Annotated in this window: 21 protein-coding genes; 7 read left to right on the top strand and 14 right to left on the bottom strand. The window is 61.9% G+C overall.

Going from position 1 to position 21,811, the window contains the following annotated elements; genetic code table 11:
• Positions 1-42: 42 nt before the first annotated feature.
• Positions 43-849: a GntR family transcriptional regulator gene (locus ACJJVH_RS22025; protein ID WP_412066134.1), complete on the bottom strand. Its 807-nt coding sequence runs from the start codon at positions 847-849 to the stop codon at positions 43-45.
• A gap of 84 nt (positions 850-933) precedes the next feature.
• Here ACJJVH_RS22025 and ACJJVH_RS22020 point away from each other — a divergent pair, with 84 nt between their 5' ends.
• Together ACJJVH_RS22020 and manD are read left to right on the top strand one after the other, a co-directional pair.
• A complete protein-coding gene (locus ACJJVH_RS22020; protein ID WP_112799612.1) occupies positions 934-2,247 on the top strand; it encodes an MFS transporter in 1,314 nt (437 codons plus the stop codon).
• A 30-nt stretch (positions 2,248-2,277) separates the two neighbouring features.
• Positions 2,278-3,480: a D-mannonate dehydratase ManD gene (gene manD, locus ACJJVH_RS22015; protein ID WP_412066133.1), complete on the top strand. Its 1,203-nt coding sequence runs from the start codon at positions 2,278-2,280 to the stop codon at positions 3,478-3,480.
• A gap of 45 nt (positions 3,481-3,525) precedes the next feature.
• Here the strand turns inward: manD and ACJJVH_RS22010 are convergent, their stop codons facing one another.
• The 4 genes from ACJJVH_RS22010 to ACJJVH_RS21995 form a co-directional block, all read right to left on the bottom strand.
• Positions 3,526-4,569 (bottom strand): FUSC family protein, encoded by a 1,044-nt coding sequence (locus ACJJVH_RS22010; RefSeq protein ID WP_162704006.1) that lies wholly within the window; start codon positions 4,567-4,569, stop codon positions 3,526-3,528.
• 303 nt (positions 4,570-4,872) lie between these two features.
• Positions 4,873-5,427 carry a DUF1269 domain-containing protein gene (locus ACJJVH_RS22005; RefSeq protein WP_113356951.1) on the bottom strand — a complete coding sequence of 185 codons (555 nt, stop codon included), beginning with the start codon at positions 5,425-5,427 and terminating at the stop codon, positions 4,873-4,875.
• Positions 5,428-5,477: 50 nt separating this feature from the next.
• Complete coding sequence (locus ACJJVH_RS22000) at positions 5,478-5,768, bottom strand: hypothetical protein (protein WP_112799604.1); 291 nt, start codon at positions 5,766-5,768, stop codon at positions 5,478-5,480.
• 187 nt (positions 5,769-5,955) lie between these two features.
• Positions 5,956-7,587, bottom strand: a complete 1,632-nt coding sequence (locus tag ACJJVH_RS21995; RefSeq protein WP_112799602.1) for a Na+/H+ antiporter — start codon at positions 7,585-7,587, stop codon at positions 5,956-5,958.
• Between the two features lie 261 nt (positions 7,588-7,848).
• On the opposite strand from ACJJVH_RS21995, the gene ACJJVH_RS21990 reads away from it, so the two are divergent.
• Entirely contained in the window at positions 7,849-8,328 is a 480-nt protein-coding gene (locus ACJJVH_RS21990; protein WP_112799600.1) for a pyridoxamine 5'-phosphate oxidase family protein, read from the top strand.
• 77 nt (positions 8,329-8,405) lie between these two features.
• Here the strand turns inward: ACJJVH_RS21990 and ACJJVH_RS21985 are convergent, their stop codons facing one another.
• A complete protein-coding gene (locus ACJJVH_RS21985; protein ID WP_113356953.1) occupies positions 8,406-8,630 on the bottom strand; it encodes a hypothetical protein in 225 nt (74 codons plus the stop codon).
• A 301-nt stretch (positions 8,631-8,931) separates the two neighbouring features.
• Positions 8,932-9,099: a hypothetical protein gene (locus ACJJVH_RS21980; protein ID WP_412066132.1), complete on the bottom strand. Its 168-nt coding sequence runs from the start codon at positions 9,097-9,099 to the stop codon at positions 8,932-8,934.
• A 172-nt stretch (positions 9,100-9,271) separates the two neighbouring features.
• Here ACJJVH_RS21980 and ACJJVH_RS21975 point away from each other — a divergent pair, with 172 nt between their 5' ends.
• Positions 9,272-10,036 (top strand): nucleotide-diphospho-sugar transferase, encoded by a 765-nt coding sequence (locus tag ACJJVH_RS21975; protein WP_412066131.1) that lies wholly within the window; start codon positions 9,272-9,274, stop codon positions 10,034-10,036.
• Between the two features lie 34 nt (positions 10,037-10,070).
• Here the strand turns inward: ACJJVH_RS21975 and ACJJVH_RS21970 are convergent, their stop codons facing one another.
• Positions 10,071-11,000, bottom strand: a complete 930-nt coding sequence (locus ACJJVH_RS21970; RefSeq protein WP_412066130.1) for a phytanoyl-CoA dioxygenase family protein — start codon at positions 10,998-11,000, stop codon at positions 10,071-10,073.
• Positions 11,001-11,097: 97 nt separating this feature from the next.
• On the opposite strand from ACJJVH_RS21970, the gene ACJJVH_RS21965 reads away from it, so the two are divergent.
• A complete protein-coding gene (locus tag ACJJVH_RS21965) occupies positions 11,098-11,922 on the top strand; it encodes an AraC family transcriptional regulator (RefSeq protein WP_113434737.1) in 825 nt (274 codons plus the stop codon).
• A gap of 51 nt (positions 11,923-11,973) precedes the next feature.
• On the opposite strand, the gene ACJJVH_RS21960 is transcribed toward ACJJVH_RS21965, so the two are convergent.
• Positions 11,974-12,870, bottom strand: coding sequence for a helix-turn-helix domain-containing protein (locus ACJJVH_RS21960; RefSeq protein ID WP_412066129.1), 897 nt, complete (start codon positions 12,868-12,870; stop codon positions 11,974-11,976).
• Positions 12,871-12,965: 95 nt separating this feature from the next.
• Between ACJJVH_RS21960 and ACJJVH_RS21955 the strand changes: the two genes are divergently transcribed.
• Positions 12,966-14,528: a 4-hydroxyphenylacetate 3-hydroxylase family protein gene (locus ACJJVH_RS21955; protein WP_112800251.1), complete on the top strand. Its 1,563-nt coding sequence runs from the start codon at positions 12,966-12,968 to the stop codon at positions 14,526-14,528.
• Between the two features lie 10 nt (positions 14,529-14,538).
• On the top strand, positions 14,539-15,051 hold the full coding sequence (locus tag ACJJVH_RS21950) for a flavin reductase (RefSeq protein WP_412066128.1): 513 nt from the start codon (positions 14,539-14,541) through the stop codon (positions 15,049-15,051).
• Between the two features lie 183 nt (positions 15,052-15,234).
• Here ACJJVH_RS21950 and ACJJVH_RS21945 read toward each other — a convergent pair whose 3' ends face one another.
• From ACJJVH_RS21945 to ACJJVH_RS21925, 5 genes are all read right to left on the bottom strand, one after another.
• Complete coding sequence (locus tag ACJJVH_RS21945; RefSeq protein ID WP_412066127.1) at positions 15,235-15,936, bottom strand: ABC transporter ATP-binding protein; 702 nt, start codon at positions 15,934-15,936, stop codon at positions 15,235-15,237.
• Positions 15,933-17,648: an ABC transporter permease subunit gene (locus ACJJVH_RS21940; RefSeq protein WP_112799588.1), complete on the bottom strand. Its 1,716-nt coding sequence runs from the start codon at positions 17,646-17,648 to the stop codon at positions 15,933-15,935. Before ACJJVH_RS21940 ends, ACJJVH_RS21945 begins: the two co-directional genes overlap by 4 nt.
• Positions 17,635-18,504, bottom strand: coding sequence for a branched-chain amino acid ABC transporter permease (locus ACJJVH_RS21935; protein ID WP_113356957.1), 870 nt, complete (start codon positions 18,502-18,504; stop codon positions 17,635-17,637). The genes ACJJVH_RS21940 and ACJJVH_RS21935 overlap by 14 nt, the downstream gene beginning before the upstream one ends.
• A gap of 106 nt (positions 18,505-18,610) precedes the next feature.
• Entirely contained in the window at positions 18,611-19,792 is a 1,182-nt protein-coding gene (locus ACJJVH_RS21930; RefSeq protein WP_113384396.1) for an ABC transporter substrate-binding protein, read from the bottom strand.
• A gap of 49 nt (positions 19,793-19,841) precedes the next feature.
• The gene (locus ACJJVH_RS21925; RefSeq protein ID WP_412066126.1) at positions 19,842-21,503 is read right to left on the bottom strand and encodes an amidohydrolase; all 1,662 of its coding nucleotides are present in this window, start codon (positions 21,501-21,503) and stop codon (positions 19,842-19,844) included.
• Between the last annotated feature and the right edge of the window lie 308 nt (positions 21,504-21,811).

The raw sequence follows: 21,811 nt of genomic DNA, 5'->3' as shown, positions 1-21,811 counted from the left end.
ATCCCCTGCTGCCGGTCACAGTCGATCCAGATAGTTATCCGGTCAGCCGATCGGCCCGGCCACGCCGGTCCTGACGGCCATATCGGCCAGGCTGACGTCGAGCGTTGCGGGGTCCACCGACTGCCGCACCTTCAACAGCATATTCCCCAGGTCGTCCATCATCTCGCGAACGAATTTCTCCGTGCGGGCACGGTCTCCCGAAACGATGAAGCGAAGCAAGGAAATGTGGCTTTCGACCGTCGCCTCCATCGGAGCACCGGGGCCGAGATATGTATGAAATATCCAGCCGGTGCGACGATAGAGCGTCTGGAGCGGAATGAGCGTGTTCGCCAGAAGCGGCTCTCCGGATGCCGTGAGGATCGCCCTGTTCAGCAGCCGGTCGGTGACGTTGAAACGCTCCAGGCTCAGATCCGCCTTGGAAGCTTCCAGATCCGTGATGAAGGTTCTGAGAATCTTGTGGTCCTGAGGGGTCGCGCGCTCGCTCGCAAGCCCACAGGCAATCGCCTCCATCTCCGTGCGCAAGGGCAGCAGCGTTCGCTCCTGGGCAAGATTGACGGGTGCGATGCGCAGGCCCGAGCGCGGGCTGACATGAATGAGCTGGTTGGAGGAAAGGCGCTTTACCGCGTCGTGAACCGGTGTGCGGCCAAAACCGGACTGCTGCTGCAATTGCTGGATCGTATAGCGGGCGCCGGGCAGCAGCTCGGTGGAAACGATCATGCTCTCGAGACGATCGTAAGCCTCCTCCGACAGGCTTCGGGACTGCTTTTCCTTCTTTACCATCGCACCGTCGATCTTTTCCCGCTCGAATTCACTGTCGTCTTCCCTCTCCCGATTCACTCGGGCCAGCATTGACTTTCGGCTCCATATATCAAAATTATTGCCTCATGTGAAATTTCAGATTAGTAGCGTGATATTTCATATAGGGAGGATTTCATGACAATCGAACACGCAACCACTGCCGGCGCCATGCGGCGGCCATCCACCAATCGACGCTGGTGGATCGGTGCACTTCTCGCGCTCGGCGTCCTCGTCAATTATTTCGACCGGGTGAACCTGACGGTGGCCTCGCCGCTCATCCAGGACGATTTTCACATCGGTCCGGCCGAGATGGGCATCCTGTTCAGCGCCTTCGGCTGGACCTACGGTTTCCTGCAGATCCCCGTCGGAATGCTGCTCGATCGCTTCGGCATTGCCCGCGTCATGCGGTGGAGCACGTTTTCCTGGGGCATCGCCTCCGTCATCACCGCTTTCTCGACCGGCATGCAGACGCTCTTTCTTTCCCGCATGCTTCTCGGCGTGGCGGAGACCCCGGGCTTCCCGGCCAATTCGAAGGCGACCGGCTATTGGTTCCCGCGCCATGAGCGTGGGCTGGCAACCGCGCTCTTCGATGCGGCGGCAAAATTCTCCAACGTCATCGCCATTCCGCTCGTCGCCTTCCTGATGCTGCACTTCGGCTGGCGCGGCGGTTTCCTCGCGACGGCCGCCATCAGCTTCGTCTTCTTCGTGATGTTCTGGCTGTTTTATCGCGACCCCAGCGCCGACAGGAACCTCTCCGACGAGGAGCGCTCTTACATAAAGGCCGGCGGCGCGGCGCAGGAAGGCGAAGCCGCCGCCAATGCCGTCGGCATGCTCGGCTACCTCCTGCGCAACCGCAAGGTCTGGGGCCTTTCGATCGGCTTTGCCGCTTATGGCTATGCCTTCGCCCTCTTCATCTTCTGGCTGCCGGATTATCTCGTCAAGGAGATGCACATGGACATCCTGAAATCGGCAAGCTTCACGACGATCCCCTGGATCTTCGCCACGATCTCGGATCTCCTGATCGGCGGCTGGCTGATCGACCATCTCATCCGCAAGGGCCACGACGAATCCCGCGTGCGCAAGACGATCATCGTCCTCGGCATGCTGATGGGACTTGCCGTCGTCGGCGCTGGGCTCACCGCCGATCCCTATTGGGCAATCCTCTGGATCACCATCTCGCTGAGCGGCCTTGCAGCTGCCGCCCCGGCCGGATGGTCGATCCCGGCGCTCATCGCGCCGAAGGGCGGTGCGGCCACCGTTGGCGGCATCATGAACTTCCTCAACAGCGTCACCGGCATCGCCGCGCCGATCATTACCGGCTTTATCGTCGGCGCCACGCAATCCTTCAGCCGCGCCTTCCTTCTGGCCGGCGTGATGCTCGCGATCGGCATCGTCTCTTATGTTTTCGTTCTCGGTCGCATCGAACCGATCGCCGATCCGAAAGCGTGATCTAGATCCTCAGACCATGAAAGGGTTCCCATGAAAATCACCAATGCGAAGGTCATCGTCTGCTCGCCCGGGCGCAACTTCGTCACGCTCAAGATCGAGACGGACGAAGGCATCTACGGAATCGGCGACGCCACCGTGAATGGCCGCGAACTGGCCGTCGCCTCCTATCTTCAGGATCATCTCGTTCCCTGCCTCATCGGCCGCGATGCGTCGCAGATCGAGGACATCTGGCAGTATTTCTACAAGGGTGCCTATTGGCGCCGCGGCCCGATCACCATGGCGGCGATCGCTGCCGTCGACGTGGCGCTCTGGGACATCAAGGCCAAGGCCGCCAACATGCCGCTTTACCAGCTGCTCGGCGGCGCCAGCCGTACGCATATGCTGACCTATACCCATGCCAACGGCGAGACGATCGAGGAAACCGGCGACAAGGTCGCAGCCTTCAAGGAGCAGGGCTGGAAGGCGATCCGTGTGCAAAGCGCAGTTCCGGGCCTGCCCGTCACCTATGGCGTCGAGAAGGTCGGCTCGCTCGCGCAGGCGGAAGACAAGCCGCGAGAGACGTTGTGGGATACACCCACCTATCTTCGGTTTCTACCCAAGCTTCTCGATCATCTGCGCGACCGCTTCGGCTATGAACTGCACCTCCTGCACGACGTCCACCACCGGCTGACGCCGCAGGAGGCGGCAAGCCTTGCAAAAGAAGTCGAGCGCCACAGGCTCTTCTGGCTCGAGGACGCCGTTCCGGCCGAGAACCAGGAATCCTATCGCCTCATCCGCCAGCATTCGACCACGCCGCTTGCGCTCGGCGAGGTCTTCAACTCGATCCATGATTGCCGCCAGCTGATCCAGGAACAGCTGATCGACTACATCCGCACGACGCCGCTGCACGCCGGCGGCATTACCCATGTGCGGCGCATCGCCGATCTCGCCGGCCTTTATCATATCCGCACCGCCTGCCATGGTGCGGCCGACATGTCGCCGATCACCATGGGTGCGGCCCTGCATTTCGACCGGTGGGTGCCGAACTTCGGAATTCAGGAATATGCCTTCCATCCCGACGAAGCGAAGAATGTCTTCCCGCACGAATGGCATCTAAAGGATGGCTATCTCTATAGCGGCGAAAAGCCGGGGCATGGCGTCGACATCGACGAGAAGGCCGTCGAGAAATATCCGTATCGCCAGGCCTATCTCGACGTCGCCCGGCTTTCGGACGGGACGATGTGGAGCTGGTGATTTGCTTTAGTGACCGGCCGGCTTGCCCAAGCCGGCCGGTTATCCTCAGTTGACGTTGCTTTCGCGGATGCGGTCGGCGAGGTCGAGAAAATTCTGGCGCATGCGGCGCAACGTGAAATCGAGACCAAACAGACGCCCGGTTTCACTGAAACCCATCGATTGGGCGGCCTCGGAACTCTGAAGAGCATTGAACGCGGCTTGGAAAGCCTCGTCCCCTGCCGAGAGTATGCCGGAATCGATCTCTCCGCCCCCGCGAAGCGCGCGGCCGCACGCCTCCGCGAAACGTGCCTGCGCCTCGAGCATCGTGCCCGCCTGCGGCCCGATCGCTTCGACGATTGCTTTGGGGAATGGCGTTTCCACTATATGGCTGACGTAGGTCATGTCATTGCGAATTCGCCAGAGCGAGCGCGGTATGGCCTCCGATATCCCCTGTCTCGTCAGCCAGAAGGCGCGTTCGCGCTGGGCATCCGTCAAAAGCGCTTCCGTGGCCATCAGCGACTGACGAAGCCCGATATTGGCTTCCGTGGCGGAGACCGCCTCACCCTTTTCGACCGCGGAGGCAAGGGTGCGCAAAATCTGCGCCATGACATCGAGGGCCGATCCGAAACGATCGAGCACCACGGTTCGCGACCGCGTCGGCAGGATGAAAAGGCTGGCGAGCACGCCGACGACGCCGCCCAATGTGATCTCGGCGATACGGTCGATCACGAAGATCTCGACGGGAACGGCTGCGGAATGAGTCAGCATGACGATCGCCGCCGTCAGTCCGGCATTGCGCAGGCGCGGCACGCGCGCCGCTGCGAAACTGGACAGGCCGACGACACAGATCAGCGCGATGCCGATGGCAAGCGGTTCGCGCGGCGTCACGAACACCGCGATGCCTCCAAGTAGGGCCCCCGCGACCGTCGCGACCAGCCGGTCGGCGGCCGCGCCGGCCGTCGCGCCAACGGATGTCTGCATGACGATCAGCACCGTGAAGACCGCCCAATAGCCCTGCTGGAGATGGAGAAGCTGCGAGACGGCGTAGGTGATCGTGCAGGCGATCATGACCCGCAACGCCTGCACCGCTGCGCGCTTTGTCTGGATCAAGGATGCTTTGGGTTTTGACGAGGGCTGGCTTTGACCAGATACGGGCTCGGTCATCGCGCAACTTTTCGTCTGGAAACGCATGCTGACAATGGCCGTCCGGGTCTTGCCCCTCCCTTGCTGCAATGCCGCCGACTATGAGACGAACCTGACGCTTACCATGACAATATTCCTCGCGATATGGAAGACGCATCGATCGGCAATCGGCCATCCGCGGCCCGGCATGCCTTGGAGGCAGCAACAGGCTACCGTGTTCCCTGTCGGGAACACGGTTCGAGATCGATCTCTACAGGCGGGATGTCACGGTCAAACCGCGGCAGGAGCTGCCGTTGGACCGGTGGACGGCGGCAACGTCTCGTCAACGAGAACCTGCCGCAGTCGCGCTTCCTGATCCGGCGAAAGCGAGGTGCGCAGCAGTCTCGCATGCTCGCCCTTGAACTCGGCAAGCACCTTCTCAGGCTGGACCTTGCGTATGAGAAGAAAGAGCGCCGAACTGTTCGTGGGAATGGTCTCGGCGAGCTTCGCGATGAGACCGTCATCGATCCCGTAATCCGCCATCGAGCCCGCCAGAGCGCCGGACCCGGCGCCGAGGGCGCCGCCGACGACCAAGCCAGCCAGCGGATTGAGGAACAACAGCCCCACGAGCGAACCCCACAATGCGCCGGAGAGCCCGCCACTCGCGGCACCGGCCGCGGTCAGATTGACGCTCTGCTTGAGGCGGACCTTGCCCGCTTCGTCGCGAACGGCAATCACGGCGTCTTCCAGGTCGATCAGATATTCCTTCTCGAGCTGAACGAGGCGGTTGAGAACGGCGTCCGCCTTGTCGGCATTATCGAAACCAAGCACTACGAGTTCTGACATCGAAATCCTCCGGGTCGTGTTGTGGAGCAGAAATTAGGGCGTCGAGCCGACTAGTGAACAGCCGTGCTGATCAACCGATAGGGATGAGTAGCATTGAACTGCGAGATCATTGCGACAGCCTGCTGCAACAACCTCTCCGCATTTTCGGGATCGTCGCGGGCGAGCTCGTCGGCGTTGACGCGAATTGCTTCCGCCATGTTGGTCGAAAGCGCCGCAAACTGCTGGTTGCCTTCGACAAGGGCTTCGCGGGCGTTACCTTCCAGCATCCTGGCAACGTCGATGAGGATTTCCTCGCGCTCTTCGATGCTGAGCTCTTCAATGGTTTTCGTCTTATCTTCCATTTTACTCACTCACTCCTGACAGACGTGATTGCAGCCGAGCTCATGAAGCCTCGGCTACCACTGACGTAAGAAGAGAGAGATTCAGGTTCAAGGTCAGACCGGTTCAGCCGCTCCCTGATGCCTTGGTCGCGCGATAGATGCAGTGCGAGCGACCGCTGTTCGCGACAGAGTCGACAAGGCCGCAGGCTCATCCGGCATATCGCGCCTCCAGCAGGTCCAGCTCCCGCACGAGCTTGGTTGCAATCTCGTTGCCGAGCTGCCTTGCGCGCAGCTTGCGAAAGATTTCGGCGCGCTCCGCCCGAACCGCAGCCAGTCGCAGCTCCAGCTCGATGCCCATCGTACGTTTGGAAAGCGCGGCCTCCTCATCGCCGCTGGTCTGGCTGCGAATGCGTTCGCGATAAAGCTCCATCACCCTCGATGCCGCATCCACATAGAGATCGGCATCCTCCCGGCCCTTCGAGAGCGAATGCTGGAGGCGGGCGATTTCCGTGATCGCCGCCTTGGCGGCATCGACCCGTGCCGCGACTTCATCCTCCTCATGCTTCGTATCCTTCGGGAGTTCGAGATTTTTCAGCAGCGGCGGCAGGAAAAGCGTCGCCAGGATCAACGACATGATGATGACGCCCATGGCGAGGCAGATCGCAAGATCGCGGGCCGGAAAGGGCGAGCCGTCCGGCAGGGTGAACGGCAAGGTCAGCACACCGGCAAGTGTGATCGCGCCGCGAACACCGGCAAAGGAGAACGCCGCGAGAATACGCCAGTTGGGCGATGTCTGGCGCTGCCGTCTCTGGCGGAACAGGGTCAGGTGAAGCGACAGCCAGACCCAGATGAACCGCAACGCGGCAAGCCCGAAGGTGAGCCCGACGACATAGGCCGCAAGCCACCAGAATTCATGATGCCCCGTGACCTGAACCGTGGCCGATGCCTTCTCCGCGATCGACGGAAGCTGTTCGCCGAGAAGCACGAAGATGGTGCCATTGGCGGCGAACTGGATCATGTCCCAAACTGCGCTGCGGCGCACGCGGGTCGCGGCCATGGCACGCCCCGAGCTCTCGGCCACGCTCATGGTCGTCCCGGCCGACACCGCCGCCAGAATGCCGGAACAATGGAGATGTTCTGCGACGAGATATGCCGCGAAAGGGATGAGGATGCTGACGAGGATTTCCGAGCCGCTTTCCTCGCCGTAGCGAAACGAAAGCCGGGTGCTCAGCCATGTAATGATCCACGTCACGCTCACGCCGATGGCAAGCCCGCCGAGCGCAGTCCACAAAAAACTGAGCGTGGCGTCATAGAGCGAGAAAGTGCCCGTCAGGGCCGCTGCGATCGCGAACCTCAGGCAGACGAGACCGGACGCATCGTTCAACAAGGACTCGCCTTCGAGTATGTGCATCATCCGCGGCGGTATGGGCACCCTCTGCGCGATCGCGGACACGGCGATGGGATCGGTCGGCGAAATGACGGCCGCCAGCGCAAAGGCAACCGCAAGCGGCATCGCGGGAATCATCCAGTGGACGAGCAGGCCGGCTCCCAAAACGGTAAAGACCACGAGCCCCAGGGCCAGTTCGACGACGATGTTCATATCCCGCCGGAGCTCGTCGGCCGGGACCCGCCAGCCATCCAGGAAAAGCAGCGGCGGCAGGAACAGCAGGAAGAAGATTTCGGGCTCCAGCCGGACGCTGAGATCGGCCGAAAGCCCCACGACGGCGCCCAGCGCGATCTGGATCAGCGGCAATGGCACGACGATCGGTATTGCCCGGGAAATCGTCCCGCTGATGACGATCGCCAGCAAGAGGACCAGCGTCGTGGTGATGATCTCCATTATCCTGCCTTTCGCTTGACATGCTCTGACGGCCTCAAGGCGCGTAAACGCCTGCTGCCGCAGCCTGAAATTCGAGACAACCTTTAAAACAAACTCGGCCGAAAATGAGAAGGGCGTCGAGGCCAATCCTCCTGCGCACCGAACCGGCGCCCGAAGCCTGCGTTCTTCGCTTCGGAACATTGAGGTTGCAGCGGGGTTTGGTCATTGCCGCTACCACGATGGCGAGTTTTGTAATCCAGACAAGGCCGAGAGGAGATAGCCATGACGGATCTCGACGAAAATGCGCGCGTTTGGGAACTGATCGACAAGATCGGCTTCTGCATGCTGACCACCCAGATATCGGGCAGTCTGCGCGCCCGACCGATGGCCGCTCATCCCGAGCCGATCGACAATGCAATCTATTTTCTGACCGACGTGGCAGGACACAAGGATGAAGAGATCGCAAGATGGCCGGACGTATGCCTGGCCTTTGCCGACACCAAAGGCCAGAAATATGTTTCGATATCCGGCACGGCCGAAATCGCCAACGACCGCGAACGCATAAAAGACCTGTGGACGACCGGCGCCAAGGCATGGTGGCGCAACGCCGATGATCCGGCCATTCGCGTGCTGAAAATCACGCCGTCTTTCGCCGAATACTGGGACAGCCCCGGAACGGTGATCAGCTACATCAAGATGGCCGCCGCCGCCGTCTCGAATTCAAAGCCCGACATGGGCGAAAACGTGAAGGTCGAGCTGTAAAGGCAGCAGGCAGCCCTGCGGCGCGGGTGCTGGGCGGCATGGCTCGCCGAGCGCTTGCGCCATGCAGGGGCGAGCATCTATTCCTCCCATTCCTCCTCATCGGCGGAAAGCAGATCTACCAGCGCGGCCACGGTGCCGGCCGGCAGGTGGCGGCCTTCTCCGATCAAGGCCTCGTCGCTGTTCACCCAGGCCCAGGCCTCGGAGAGTTCCGTGGGGGTTGCGCCCGTCGCAACGATCTCGGCAACCAGTGTTTCGTCGACAGGGCCGAGTACGGCGATGACGTCTTGCGAAGTCAATGTCATGTCCTGCTCCTCTTCCTGTTTGTCAGATCATAAACATCCTTCGTATATAGAAACCTGCCGATTGACTTCCACCGGCGGCGGCACGACGGAGGACATCGGCAAGCCGATTAATTCATTGAATAAAATCCACAAATTTTCCATTTTCATTGCCCCGAAAAAGGTTCGGCCCGAGAGCGAGCCTTCTCATCCCGCTCAGCGAAAAAGCTGCCGCAGGCCGGGGAATTCAAAGCGGATGGCGATACCGGGGATGTCGATCAGGCGATCAAGATCCCGGCGTTCAATCGCGCGATCGGCAGAGTGCTCAGAATGTCGGGCCGGCCGCGCCGCCTTTCAGCGTGAAGTAAGCAAAGGCTGCTATGAAAAACGCGATGATGGCCAGGATCGCCAGAAGACGCTTCAGCCACGGAGGCGTCTGCCTCGGCGGCTTGGGCTTGGGACGACGTTCGAACTTGATGACATTATCGGACATGACAATCGATTAGCGAAGATCAAACGGTTTGCCAATCCGCTGCGGACGTCAGAGCGGCGTTTCGGCAATCGACCAGACAGAATGCCCGGTTCATCCGAACGACCGATCTCGCCCGCATGCTTCGGGCCCTGGCGGCGTATCCGAACGGATCGGCAAAGCTCGAAAGCGACTCTTGAATATCCTCGATAAAATCCGCCCCTGGACTACCCGGCAGCGCGCCTTGATCGTCCCGTTCCCGACAGACCGGGACCTGCCGGAACGCAAATCCAGGGCGGCGGCGGCCGATGGTCCGATCGTGGCGTTTTTCACCGAGGGCAGCTTTTACGAACGGGAAAAGGAGCGCATGGTCCGCTCAGCCGAGCGGATCGGGCTGAAAGTCCATGCGACGGCATTGCCGAGCGCCGGTAGCTGGGTACTGAACGCCGGGCTCAAGCCGGGCTTTCTGCTGGAGGAAAGGACGAGGCTCTGCGGACCGCTGCTTTACGTCGACGTCGATGCCGTCTTCCACAGCAATCCCTGGCCGGAGCTTCGCGGGCTGGATTGCGATATCGCCGCCTACTACGAAGCCGACGGCAGCCTGGTCAGCGCGACCCTTCTCATCAACGATACGCCTGAGGCGGCCCATCTGCTGGAGCTTTGGCGGCAGGGATGCCTCGCCAATCCCGATATGTGGGATCAACTCGTTCTCCAGCGAATCATTGCGGAGGATGCCCGGCGCGCTCAACCGCGGTTCCGCGTCATCCGATTGCCCGTATCCTTCTGCTGGATCTTCGACCGGGTCGAAAATGAGCATGTCAGCGAGGTCTTCATCGAGCAGCTTCAGGCAAGCCGTGAGGCCACGAAGCGCAAGCGCTGGTTCGGTCGCATCGGCAAACGCCTGAAACGCCGTCGCGACCGGGTGGACGAGATAGAGCGGATCTTGAACGCAGCCCCATGATGCCGTCGTCCGACGGCATGCCGCGACACGATCGTCACAACATGTCGCCGAGCGTCCAATGGTTGTTCCACCGCGCGTCGATTTCGTCCTCGACATTCTGATATCGGATGTCGGTGGACAAACGCAGCCGTTGCCGCCCGTCCTGGTTGGTGGTCGAGGCATGGATCATGAACGGCGAATGGAGCATGATGTCGCCGGCTTCATAATCCGCCGCCAGCCAGCGCGTGTCGAATCGCTCCGCCATGTCGGGCAGATCCTTGGAAACCCAGCCGCCTTCCGTCATGTTGCGGTTGTAGGCGCTGACACGCTCTTCCACGCTCAGATCCTTGTTCTTCTCGCCAAACTCCCGCTCCATGGCGACACCGATAGCGTGCGACCCCTCCAGGTAGACGAGGCCGCCCATTTCGACAGGAATATCCCCTATCGGAATCCACGCCGTCACGACCCGGCTGGTGCCGCCGCGAAGATAGACCAGATCGTAATGGGCCGGAGTTGCTGTCGTCGTTCCGGGCCGGACATGGCGCATGATCTTGCGCTTATGCAGATAGGAAATGCCCGACAGGAATTCGTCCATGAAACGCGAGATGCGCGGCTGCGCGCAGAAGCCCTCATAGGCAACCGAGCGCACGAGGGACATCAGACAACGATCCACGTCCCGGCCCTCGGGTGCTGCAGCAGCTGCGATCCCGTCTCGCGGATCGGTTCCCGCCGCAATCAGTCCCGTTTTTGCCATATGGCCGAAGACCCAGCCGCGGAAGTCGATGACGTCGCTGCGCGGCAGGAAGCCCTTCAGCCACACATAACCATTCTCCTCGTAGAGGCGACGGATTGCGTCGACACCGATACCGGGATCGGTGGGGGTGAGAAAACCAAGCCGATCGGGCGCAGTGGAAAGAACCTTTCCATTGGCGACAAGGCCGGGGCCTTCCTGACCGGTTTGCTTGGTCTGTAAAGAAATCGACATTTCACTCGCCCATGATCTTTGCTGATTGTCGGTTGAATCTAGCAAGCAGCGGTGCTTCACTCCATGGACGAAAATTATACTGGACTTTTCGCTCATCATGAAAACGACGGATGCCATCTACCGCTCCCCGCTAGCAGCCGCCGGAGGCCTGGCCGTCACCGGCAGCGGCAGGCAACACGCCATGCAAGCCGTCAGGGACAGGAAGCTGCCGAGCCATGCGGTGGTTCTGGTGGAGAATGGCCATGGCTTTCTCGAATCGGAGGCCGGAGGCCGGCAGAGTGTGAAAAGCCCTGCGCTTTTCTGGCTCTTCCCAAATCGCCAGCACTCATATGGCCCCGACGCGGAAGGCTGGAGCGAGCGCTGGGCGCTTTTCGAGGGCTCTCTGGTGCGCGATTTTCTCCGTCTGCGCCTTATCAGCGAGCAGAATCCGGTCGTCGATCTGCGCAATCTCGATCGGGTCCAGCGTCTTTTCAACGCTATCCACGCCGATCTCCTCGAGGATACGAACCTGGCGCGAGCCTCTGCCGCCGCCTCTCTTCACCGGATCGTCGTTCTGGCCGCGCAACAGGCCAGCAAGCTCAAGCCCGCCTCTCTTGAAGGGCCGGATATTGCCGAAGTTATCGAGGCACTGCGGCGAAGAGCAACGCAATCCCTCGATATGGCAGCCTTCGCGGCGGAATACCGAATGTCGCCTGCGACGCTCCGCCGAAAGGTTACGGCGGAAGTGGGCCTGCCGCCAAAGGGCTTTCAGCTTCGCGTACGCATGGACCATGCCAAGGAACTGCTCGCAATAACGGAGGACAAGATCGAAACCGTCGCAGCGAAGATCGGATTCGAGGACGCCTTCTATTTCTCCCGGCTGTTCCACGAACGCGAGAACTGCACGCCTCGCGAATTTCGCGCGCGTTACCGAAGGACCTGAATGCCGACAGGCCCGGCTTCGACATCCCGTTTATGCCGCAACATCGCTCGTTTAAGGCCTGGATGTTTTACCGGGCAGGTCTCGTTCCAGGTTCCGGCGCCGCCAGGCCGCGGGCGCTTCACCGACCCTCTTGCGGAAAAACCGCGAGAAATAGGCGGGGTCCTCAAAGCCCACCTCGCGGCCGATATCCTCCACCGGGCGGATGGTAAACAAAAGCAGACGCTTGGCCTCCAGCAGCCGCCGGTCAAGCAGCATATCCTTGATCGTGTGCCCGAACACCTCGCGCGCCGCCTTGTCGAGCAGATGCGGCGTCGTGGACAGCAATTCGACATAGCGGCCGACGGGCCAATCGCTTTTATAGTGCCGGTCTATGGCACCGCGCAGCGCCAGGGCGAGCGCAACCGTCGGCGAGACAGTCGGCAATGCCGCGCTGCCGCCGAGCCGGTTCATCAGCGACAACACGACGCCGATCAGTCCCAACATGACCTTTTCGCTTTGGCCGCCGCGCTCGCGGTATTCGTCGCTTACCATGCCGAGCAGCGTGTCGATCTTTTGCCAGGAAGGGTCCTCCGGCCGACCCGTCAGGAAGGTCGGCACGTCGAGGCCGAGATCCGCATGCGGCGCAAGCACCTTCAGCGTGTCGTCCGAGACCGATACGACGATGGCGTCCGACTGATCGTCGACCTCGAATCCGTGGATGATGTTGCTCGGCACGAAACTGATCGTCGGAGCGGAAAAATTCCAAGTCCTGTCTTCGATGCGATATCGACCGCCGCCCTTGAACCAGTAGGTGAGCTGGCCCATCAGGGGGTGTTTATGCGCCGCGACATGCCCGAAATGTAACGTCTTGCGGTCCATGACGGTTTCCACATGCAGGAAACCGACGTCGAGCGCTCGGCTCGGCTCGCCGTAGACGAAGAAATTCGGGATTTCGCTTTTCTGGGGCATGCCGGAAAAAGTACCAGCGAATTGCCCCCTTTGTCCATGGCCGCAGCAACCCTTCGCACGTAGCATCGGCCATGATCTCAAGGGAGGAATACGAGATGCGAGCTGAAGATTACCGCAGTGACAAGACCCGTCCTTTTACCGGCGCCGAATATCTGGAGAGCCTGCGCGACGGGCGCGAAGTCTACATCAACGGCGAACGCATCGCCGATGTGACGGCGCATCCCTCGATGCGCAATTCGGCCCGCTCGATTGCGCGTATGTACGATGCGCTGCACGACGAAAAGACCAGGGATCGCCTGACCTCGCCGACCGATACCGGCTCGGGCGGCTATACGCACAAATACTTCCGGGTCGCGAAATCCTCCGCCGAGCTTGTCGCCCAGCAGGGCGCCATCGCGGACTGGGCGCGCATGTCCTATGGCTGGATGGGCCGCACCGCCGATTACAAGGCCGCCCTCATGAACACGCTCGGCGCCAATGCCGACTGGTATGGGCCATTCAAGGACAACGCGCTTTCCTGGCACAAGCGCGCGCAGGAATCCGTGCTCTTCATGAACCATGCGATCGTCAATCCACCGATCGATCGCCACAAGCCGGCCGATGCCGTCAAGGACGTTTTCGTCCACATCACCAAGGAAACCGATGCGGGCATCTATGTTTCCGGCGCCAAGGTGGTGGCGACCTCATCGGCCCTCACCCATTACAACTTCCTCGCCCAGAGCTCGGCGACGGTCACGGAAGATCCGTCGCTGTCGGTCATGTTCATCGTTCCGATGAACGCGCCTGGTATCAAGATGTTCTGCCGTGTTTCCTACGAGCAGACCGCCAATACGGTCGGGCAGCCCTTCGACTACCCGCTGTCGTCGCGGTTCGACGAGAACGATGCGATCCTGGTGCTCGATAATGTCTTCGTGCCCTGGGAGGATGTGCTCGTGCTGCGCGATGCGGCCAAGATCCTCTCCTTCCATCCGGCTTCCGGCTTCATGCATGGCTATTGCTTCCAGGGCTGCACGCGTTTCGCCGTGAAGCTCGACTTCCTCGCCGGCCTGCTCGCCAAGGCGCTGCGCGCGACCGGCGGCGATGCTTTCCGCGGTAATCAGGCGGCGCTTGGCGAGGTCATCGCGTTGCGCCACATGTTCTGGTCCTTCTCCAACGCCATGGCCTACAATCCGCAGCCCTGGGCCAATGGCGCGGTGCTGCCGAACATGGAAGCGGCCCTTTCCTATAGGACCTTCATGTCGGAAGCCTATCCGCGCGTCATCGAAACGGTACGCAAGGTCGTCGCCTCCGGCCTGATCTACCTGCCCTCCTCGGCCAAGGATTTCGGCAATCCGGAGATCGACCGTTACCTTGCCCAATATGTGCGCGGCTCCAACGACATGGGCCATATCGAGCGCATCAAGATCATGAAGCTGCTGTGGGATGCGACAGGCACCGAGTTCGGCGGGCGCCATGCCCTTTATGAGCTCAACTACGCCGGTGCACCTGAGGAAGTCCGCCTGCAGGTGCTGAAAGGCGCCGAGCGCGGCGGCCGGTTGAAGGAAATGGAAGCCTTGGTCGATCGCTGCATGAGCGACTACGATGAAAACGGCTGGACCGGCGACACCTGGCTCCCGCCGCTCGGCGATGCCTCCCCCATCCGCAACGCCGCCGAGTGAGGCCGCCGCCATGGAGGAACAACTCTCGAAAACCGAGTTCCGCAATGCCATGGCGCGGGTTTGCGCGCCGGTCAACGTGATCACCACCAACGGCCCGGCCGGCCGCGGCGGCTTCACCGCGACGGCCATGTGCAGCGTCACCGACGAGCCGCCGACGCTGCTGGTCTGCATGAACAGCCGTTCGATGCAAACCGGCCTCTTTTTCGAGAACCGCCGCTTCTGCGTCAACGTCCTGACGCAAGAGCACAAGGAACTGGCCGGCTACTTCGCCGGCCAGCGCACCGACATGGAGGAGCGTTACGCCGCGGCGGAATGGGTCAGCTTCCGCTCCGGCAGCCAGGCGCTTTCGGACGCGATCGTCTCCTTCGATTGCCGCCTGACGGAGGCACGCCGTGTCGGCACGCACCATATCTTCATCGGCGAAGTGATGGACATCCGCAGCCGCAAGGATGGGCACGCCCTTCTTTATTTCGACCGAAACTATGTGCATGTGCCGACCCAGACGGGCAGCTTTGGCGGTTAGAGCCTTCCTGCTTCTCATGACATCGCGGGGCGACGCCGTCTCCGTGTTCCGACGCAATTCCGGACGGAAAATCGCAGCGCACTGGAATGGCTCCAAGCGCCAGGGTATCCAGGAGCGCAAAACGAAAGGGGATGCGTTTGCGGATCGCATCCCCTTTTCATATTGCGGAGCGCCGTTGCGTCGTCAGGCAGCGGTGTCGCCGAGATAGAGGCGATGAAGCTGCGCCGGGTCATTGGCAAGCGTGGTGCAATCGCCGTCATAGACGATGGTCCCTCTCCGCAGCACGTAGGCCCGGTTGCCGATCGCAAGCGCAAGGGCGGCAAACTGCTCGACGAGAATGACCGCCATGCCGGCATCGGCCAATTGCCTTACCGCCCGCATGAGGCGGCTGACGATGACCGGCGCCAGCCCGGAGGACATTTCGTCGATCATGATCACCTTCGGCCGTGTCAGGAGCGAACGGGCGATGACGAGCATCTGCTGCTCGCCGCCCGACAGCATGCCGGCCTTGATGCTGCGCCGCTGCAGCAGTTCCGGAAACAGATCGTAGGCTTCCTGAAGATTCGCGGCTGGATCGAGCGCCACCTTCAGATTTTCCTCGGTGGTCATTTCCGGAAAGACGGTGCGCCCCTGCTCGACATGGCTGATACCGGCGCGGGCGCGCAGGCCGGCACGCAACTTCGGAAGCTCCGCACCGTCCATCGTGACCGAGCCGGACGCGGCCGGGATGATCCCCGAAAGGCTTTCGAGCAGCGTGGTCTTGCCGGCGCCGTTCGAGCCGAGCAGAACGCTGATCTCGCCGCTCGACACGGTGAGATCCACGCCCCGGATGACCGGAATTCCGGACCGGTTGACAACCAGATCTTTGATGGAAAGCTCGGTCATTCGGCAGCCTCCTCGAGTTCGATGCCCATATAGGCCTTCTGGACGATCGGCATGGCCAGCACGCTTTGCGGATCGCCATTGGCGATCACGCGTCCAAAATCGAACACCGTAATCGCCGAGCAGGCGCGCCGCACGAGATCCATGTCATGCTCGATCAAAAGCACGGCACTGCCGAAAGTCTGGGGAATGGCCGCGATCCGCTCGCCGAGCTTTACCGCATCGGCATAGGATTGGCCGGCGGCCGGTTCGTCGAGAAGGATGACAGGTGCGCGCGACGCGACGACCCCGGCAACATCGAGCAGGCGGCGCGTGCCGGCGTCGACGGAGGTAATCGGCGTATCGGCCGGCGGGCAATCGAACCACTGAAGAATGGCGGAGAGCTCGTCGTCACTGATGGCGCCGGCAGCAAGCCGAACGTAATTGCCGACACTGAGTTCCGGCGCGATACGGGTCGTCTGCCAGGTGCGACGGATGCCCAGCCGGGCGCGGCTCGTTGCGGAAAGCCCCTCCAGAGGCCTGCCGTTCAACTTGATCGAGCCGTCATAACGGGCCAGGAATCCGGCGATCGCATCGACCATCGTCGACTTACCGGCGCCGTTCGGACCGACGAGGCCGACGACCGTGCCCGCAGGCACCTTCAGGTTGACCTTGTCGAGCGCGACGACGGCGCCGTAGCGGACCGTAAGATCGCTGATTTCCAGCGCAAGCCCCGCTTCATGAGCCGCGGCGGGCGGCAGGCGGCCCGATTGGCCGTGCGTGGAGACGCCTGCGCGCCGGGGAAGCAATTTACGCGCAAGCCGCGTCCAGCTCTCGCTGATGGTTTCGCCGGAGGAAAGGGCATGCACGGCGCCGACCGCGAAGAAGACGTTGCCGACATCCTGCGGCAGATTGAGCCTGCGCAGGAGTTCAGGAAACAGCGTGATCATCATGCCGCCGATAACGGCCCCGAGGGTGAAATGCGCGCCGACCATCGTCGCCACGGCAAAGAGCGCCAGCGATTGCATCATCGAAAAATTTTCCGACACCAGCGTCCCGAGATAACCGGCCAGCAGGCCGCCCGACACGCCGGAAATGAAGGCGCTGATGGCAAAGGAGCTGAGCTTTGCCCGCGGGACCGACACCCCGAGCGCCGCCGCGGCGCGTTCGGAATGCCGAACGGCAAGCCAGGAGGCGCCAAGCCGCGACCGGCTGAGAAATTCCAGTCCCACCGCTATGATGCCATAGACGACGAGCACGAAGATGAAGAAGCCATAATCGCCCTCGAACAGCGACGGCCGCACGACCTGCGTGAACGTGGTCTGCCCCGGAAAGGTAATCGTCGCCAGCACGGTATCGAACGCCGCGGCGAAGCCGAGTGTGACGATCGCGAGATTGATGCCGCGCAGCCGCAGCGCCGGCAGGCCGATGGCGATACCGACCGGCACGGCCGCAAGGCCGCCTACGATCATCCAGACGACAAGGCCGCCAGGCGCTTCGATAACGTTCAGATAGCCTGTGACCCAAGCCCCGACGCCGGCAAAGGACATCTGGCAGAGCGAGATCATGCCCGTGCGCCCGGCGACGAGGCCGAGGCTCTGCAGGGCAATGCCGGTGATGAAAACGGCCGTGAGCAGGAACACCCAGTATTTGGGCAGAAGCAGAAGAATAAGGGCGCCGACAGCCGCCAGCGAGAGGACCGTCATGATGGCGGCGCGGAAACTAGCGTGCTTCATCCCAGCGGGCTCCTCTTTGCGACCATAGAAGGACGGCAAGAATGACGATGAACGGAACGGTGCTGCGATACTGGCTGACGAAATCGACCGCGCTGACGGCTCCTTCCAATACGCCGATCGTGACGCCGCCGAGAAGCGCGGCCCGGAAGCTGGCGAAGGCGCCGATCAGAGCCGCGGCCAAAGCCGGCACGACGAGCAGGCTCAGCGAGGCAAAATCCGGTGAGCGCAGCGGCGCAATGATCATGAGGGCGAAGGAGGTCACTGCACCCGTCATCGCCCAGACGCCGAGCGCCAGCAGCCGCACGCGAATGCCGATCAGCTCCGCCGCCATCGGCCGCTGAGAGAGAGCCCGCAATTGCAGCCCGATGCGGGTGCGCGCCAGAAACTGTTCCGTTACCACGGTGAAGACCACCGAGAGAAGAAGCGTGGTGACGGCAGCCCAGGTCACTTCGACACCGGCAAGGCGGAAAGCCGATCCGGCGATGAGCTCGGGGAAGTAATGCGGATGCTGGCCGCCGGTAAGCCGCAGGCCGATGGCGATGATGCCGACCAGGAGCGCGGCTGTCACCGCGGCCTTGGTGGAGGCGTTGCTATTGGCAAACCAGGTCGTCATGACGAGGCCGATCAGCACGCCGCCGACGGCGCCGGCGACAATGCCCAGCAGTGTGGCCGGCAGCAGCGGCATGCCGGCCTCGTGCAGCGCGACCATGATGAAGGTGCCCATGGCGCCGATCGCGGCCCCGGTAAAATTCACCACGGCCACCAGGCGGTAGGTGAAAATCGCACAGACCCCCAGGATGGCATAGGCACCACCTGCGGAAAGACCAGCCACAGCGGCTGTAAAGAGAGCGTTCATTACAGAACTCCGAAAACGGGCACGTCGTGCCTCGCCAGATCAGATCATCGCGTCGGACCGGTGACCGGCCCTGCCGTTGAACGGACAGGACCGGGCACACGCGCCATTACTTGGCCTTCGCCAGCGTGAACCAATCCGGCGTCTTGACGGTCCACTTGCCATCGACAAGCTGCATGACCTTGGTGGCCTTCATCGGCGAATGAGTCCTGGCGTCACCGAAAACATAAGGGCTGCCGGCCATGGAATAGTGCAGCTCCTTGCCGGCCTTCAGCGCCGCCGTCACGGCTTCGCGGTCGACGTCGCCATCGATGCCCGAGATCGTGTCGATCATAACCTTGGCCGCGAGATAGCCGCCCTGCGAAAAGGCGGTCTTTGGCAGGCCGGCCTTGTCCATGGTCTTGATCCAGTCGGCATTCGCCTCGTTGTTTTCCGTATAGGGTTCCCATTCTGTGCCGACGTAGATCGGCTGCTTGCTGTCGGCCAGCGCCTTGGCGACGCCCTCGGTATAACCGGGCGCCAGGAACAGCCAGTTGATGCCGGAAATCTTCTGGGCATCGGCGGTCTTCACCCATTGCACGACGCCCGGCTCGACCTGATTGGTGAGCACGGCATCGCAACCGGCGTCGCGCGCCTTGATGACATAAGGTGTCAGATCACCCTGCGGCGGCAGGGTCATGTCGACCAGGCCGACATTGTTGCCGCTCATCTTCTGCCATGCCGCGACCGCGTTGCCATAGGCCTCCTGCGTGCCGCCGAGGATCAGGAAAAAGGCGCAGACCTTCTTTGCCCCGAGGTTCTTCGTCGCATAATCGAGCATCGCCGTGGTCAGCGTAAAGGGGCCTACGTTCACGGGCGAGATGCTCGGTGCATTGAAGCAGAGGGGATCGACACCGACACCCTGAACCGAGAGCACGTCGTTGCGGTTGTACGTCCCCGCGTTGACGGCGCAGTCGAGCAGGCTCGCGCTGCCCGCGAGCGCAACGACGCCCTTGTTGTCGATCAGGTCGCGTGCTGCCTGGGCTGCAACCTGCGGATCGCCCTTGTCGTCGGCAAGCGAATATTCGATCTTGCAACCGTTGATGCCGCCCGCTTCGTTCAGCTGCTCGAAGACAGCCTTGGTGGCCTTCGGCGCGTCGGAAAAGTCGACCACGCCCGTAACGGTCGAGACGGCGCCGATCCTGATCGGCCCGCTCTTGCAGGTCGGACCGGCCGCGAACGCGGACGATCCCGTGAATGCCAATCCGGCGACGGCCAGCGCCAGAGCGATGAATGCTGATCTCGGTTTCATTCTGTTCCCTTTCTCTTTTTATCTGCGACGTTCCTCTTCGCCGCGCCCTCTAGCGCTGGTAGACGGCCTCACCCGCGAAATAGGTGGTCAATACTTTCGTGTCGGCGATACGATCGGCCGGCACGTCGAAAACGTTCTGATCGAGCACGATGATATCGGCCGACTTGCCCACGGCGAGCGAACCCGTTTCCTCGTCGATCCGCATCGCCTTTGCCGAATTGAGCGTGTAGATCTCGATCGCGGAGGCGAGATCGATCGCCTGCTCGGCCCAAAGCGAGACACCCGGAAAGGCGCCGGATGGGTTCTGCCGCGTCACCATCCCTTCGATGCCATTCCAGGGGTCCGGGATCGGAATGACCGGCCAGTCCGACCCGCCGGCAAGCAGTGCGCCGGTAGCCTTCAGGCTTGCGATCGGCCAGAAGCGGGTGGCGCGATCTTCGCCCATCGCCTCCTTATGACCTTCCAGGAACGTCGTCGGATACCAGATCATCGGGCAGAGATCGGCAACCACGCCGAGCGGGCCGAAACGGCCGACATCCTCATCGCGGATGTAGCTCGCATGGGCGATGTGATGCTTGATATCGGTCGGCCCGTTGAAATGCCGGACGGCCTCGACCGCATCGAGCATTTCCGTGACGGAGTAATCGCCGGTGCAATGGATCTTCAGTCCCATGCCAAGCTTCTCGGACTTGTCGATATGGCGAACCAGATCCGGATAACTGACCAGCACCTCGCCGCGATAGCCCTCGGAATGCGCGGCGTCGGCAACATAGGGATCATGAAAGGCGGCGGTACGCGCGCCGGGAACGCCATCCAAAAAGATCTTGGTGAAATTCGGCTTCACATGCGCGCTGCGAAAGTCGTCCCGCATTGCCAGCAGCGCGTCGCCCGAAAGGCCGAACATGAAGCTCGGCTCGATCAGCGGCAGCGAGGTCACGGCCCAGGCCGTCAGCTTGCCCTTCACATCCAGATGCTTGAGCGCCTTGAGGATCGGCAGCACCGAGGCGGCGTCCTGGAAGGCCGTCACGCCGTAGGAATTGACGATTTCGATGGCGCGCGCCACGGCGGCCTCGCCCATCTCCTCGGTGAAAGCCTCGGCCGCCGTCCGCTCCACGATGCCGGCAGCGGATTCGATCAGCAGACCGGTCAGCCTGCCGGTGACGGGATCGCGGCCGAAGGAGCCCTGCGGCGGATCGGGCTGATTGTCGGAAATGCCGGCCAGCCGCATCGCCTCGCCGTTGACCCAGCGATTATGCATGGTCTCGTCGCGCAGAAGAACGGGGTGCCCGAGGCTGGCCTCGTCGAGCTTCCTGAGCGAGGCTTCGCTGTTGAGCGCCGTGATCATGTCGGCGCCCCATTGATTGGCGACGATCCATTGCCCTTGCGGCACGACTTCGGCTTGCGCCCGGACGTGGGCGCAGATCGCATCGACGGAAGCGCCGGCGGGAATCTGGGTCTCGAACAGGTCGGCCTGCCCGCCCATCATGATGTGGTTGTGGATATCGACGAAGCCCGGCATCGCCATTTTGCCGGCGAGGTCGACCACCTGCGTCTGCGCGCCCTTCAGCGCCTCGATCTCGGCCCGGCTTCCGATGGCCAGGATGCGGCCGTCCTTGACGGCAAGCGCCTCTGCCCAGGGCCGTGTCGGCTCGACAGTATAGATTCGTCCATTGGTCAGAATGAGGTCGGCAAAGCCGAGCGTAGTCGTCATCGATCTGTTCCCATCTTGGTTCATTATTCGAACCATTTATTCAAATATTAAGGTGATGCAGGTCCGCCCGTTTGTCAACATAGTTCACACGTTAATTATATTGCCGGGAGTCGATTGGTGGCCACGGGCGTCCGCTCGCTCGCAACACAAGGCAAATGCCCTGGAGCCACTGCCGCCAGCCCTCGTCAGCCCGGCGGATTGTCGGAGACCTGGAGCAGCCCGCGCTTCACAAACGCTGAGCCGCTCCCTCTCTGTTTCACGCGATGGCGGATGGAAAACCGCTGGCCACTTTTCCTGGAATGCGGCGT

Origin of the sequence: Rhizobium sp. SYY.PMSO (assembly GCF_046840415.1) — a bacterium.
Classification (GTDB): domain Bacteria; phylum Pseudomonadota; class Alphaproteobacteria; order Rhizobiales; family Rhizobiaceae; genus Rhizobium.
Note: the sequence above shows the minus strand (reverse complement) of the source record. Positions and strands in the feature narration are given on the sequence as shown.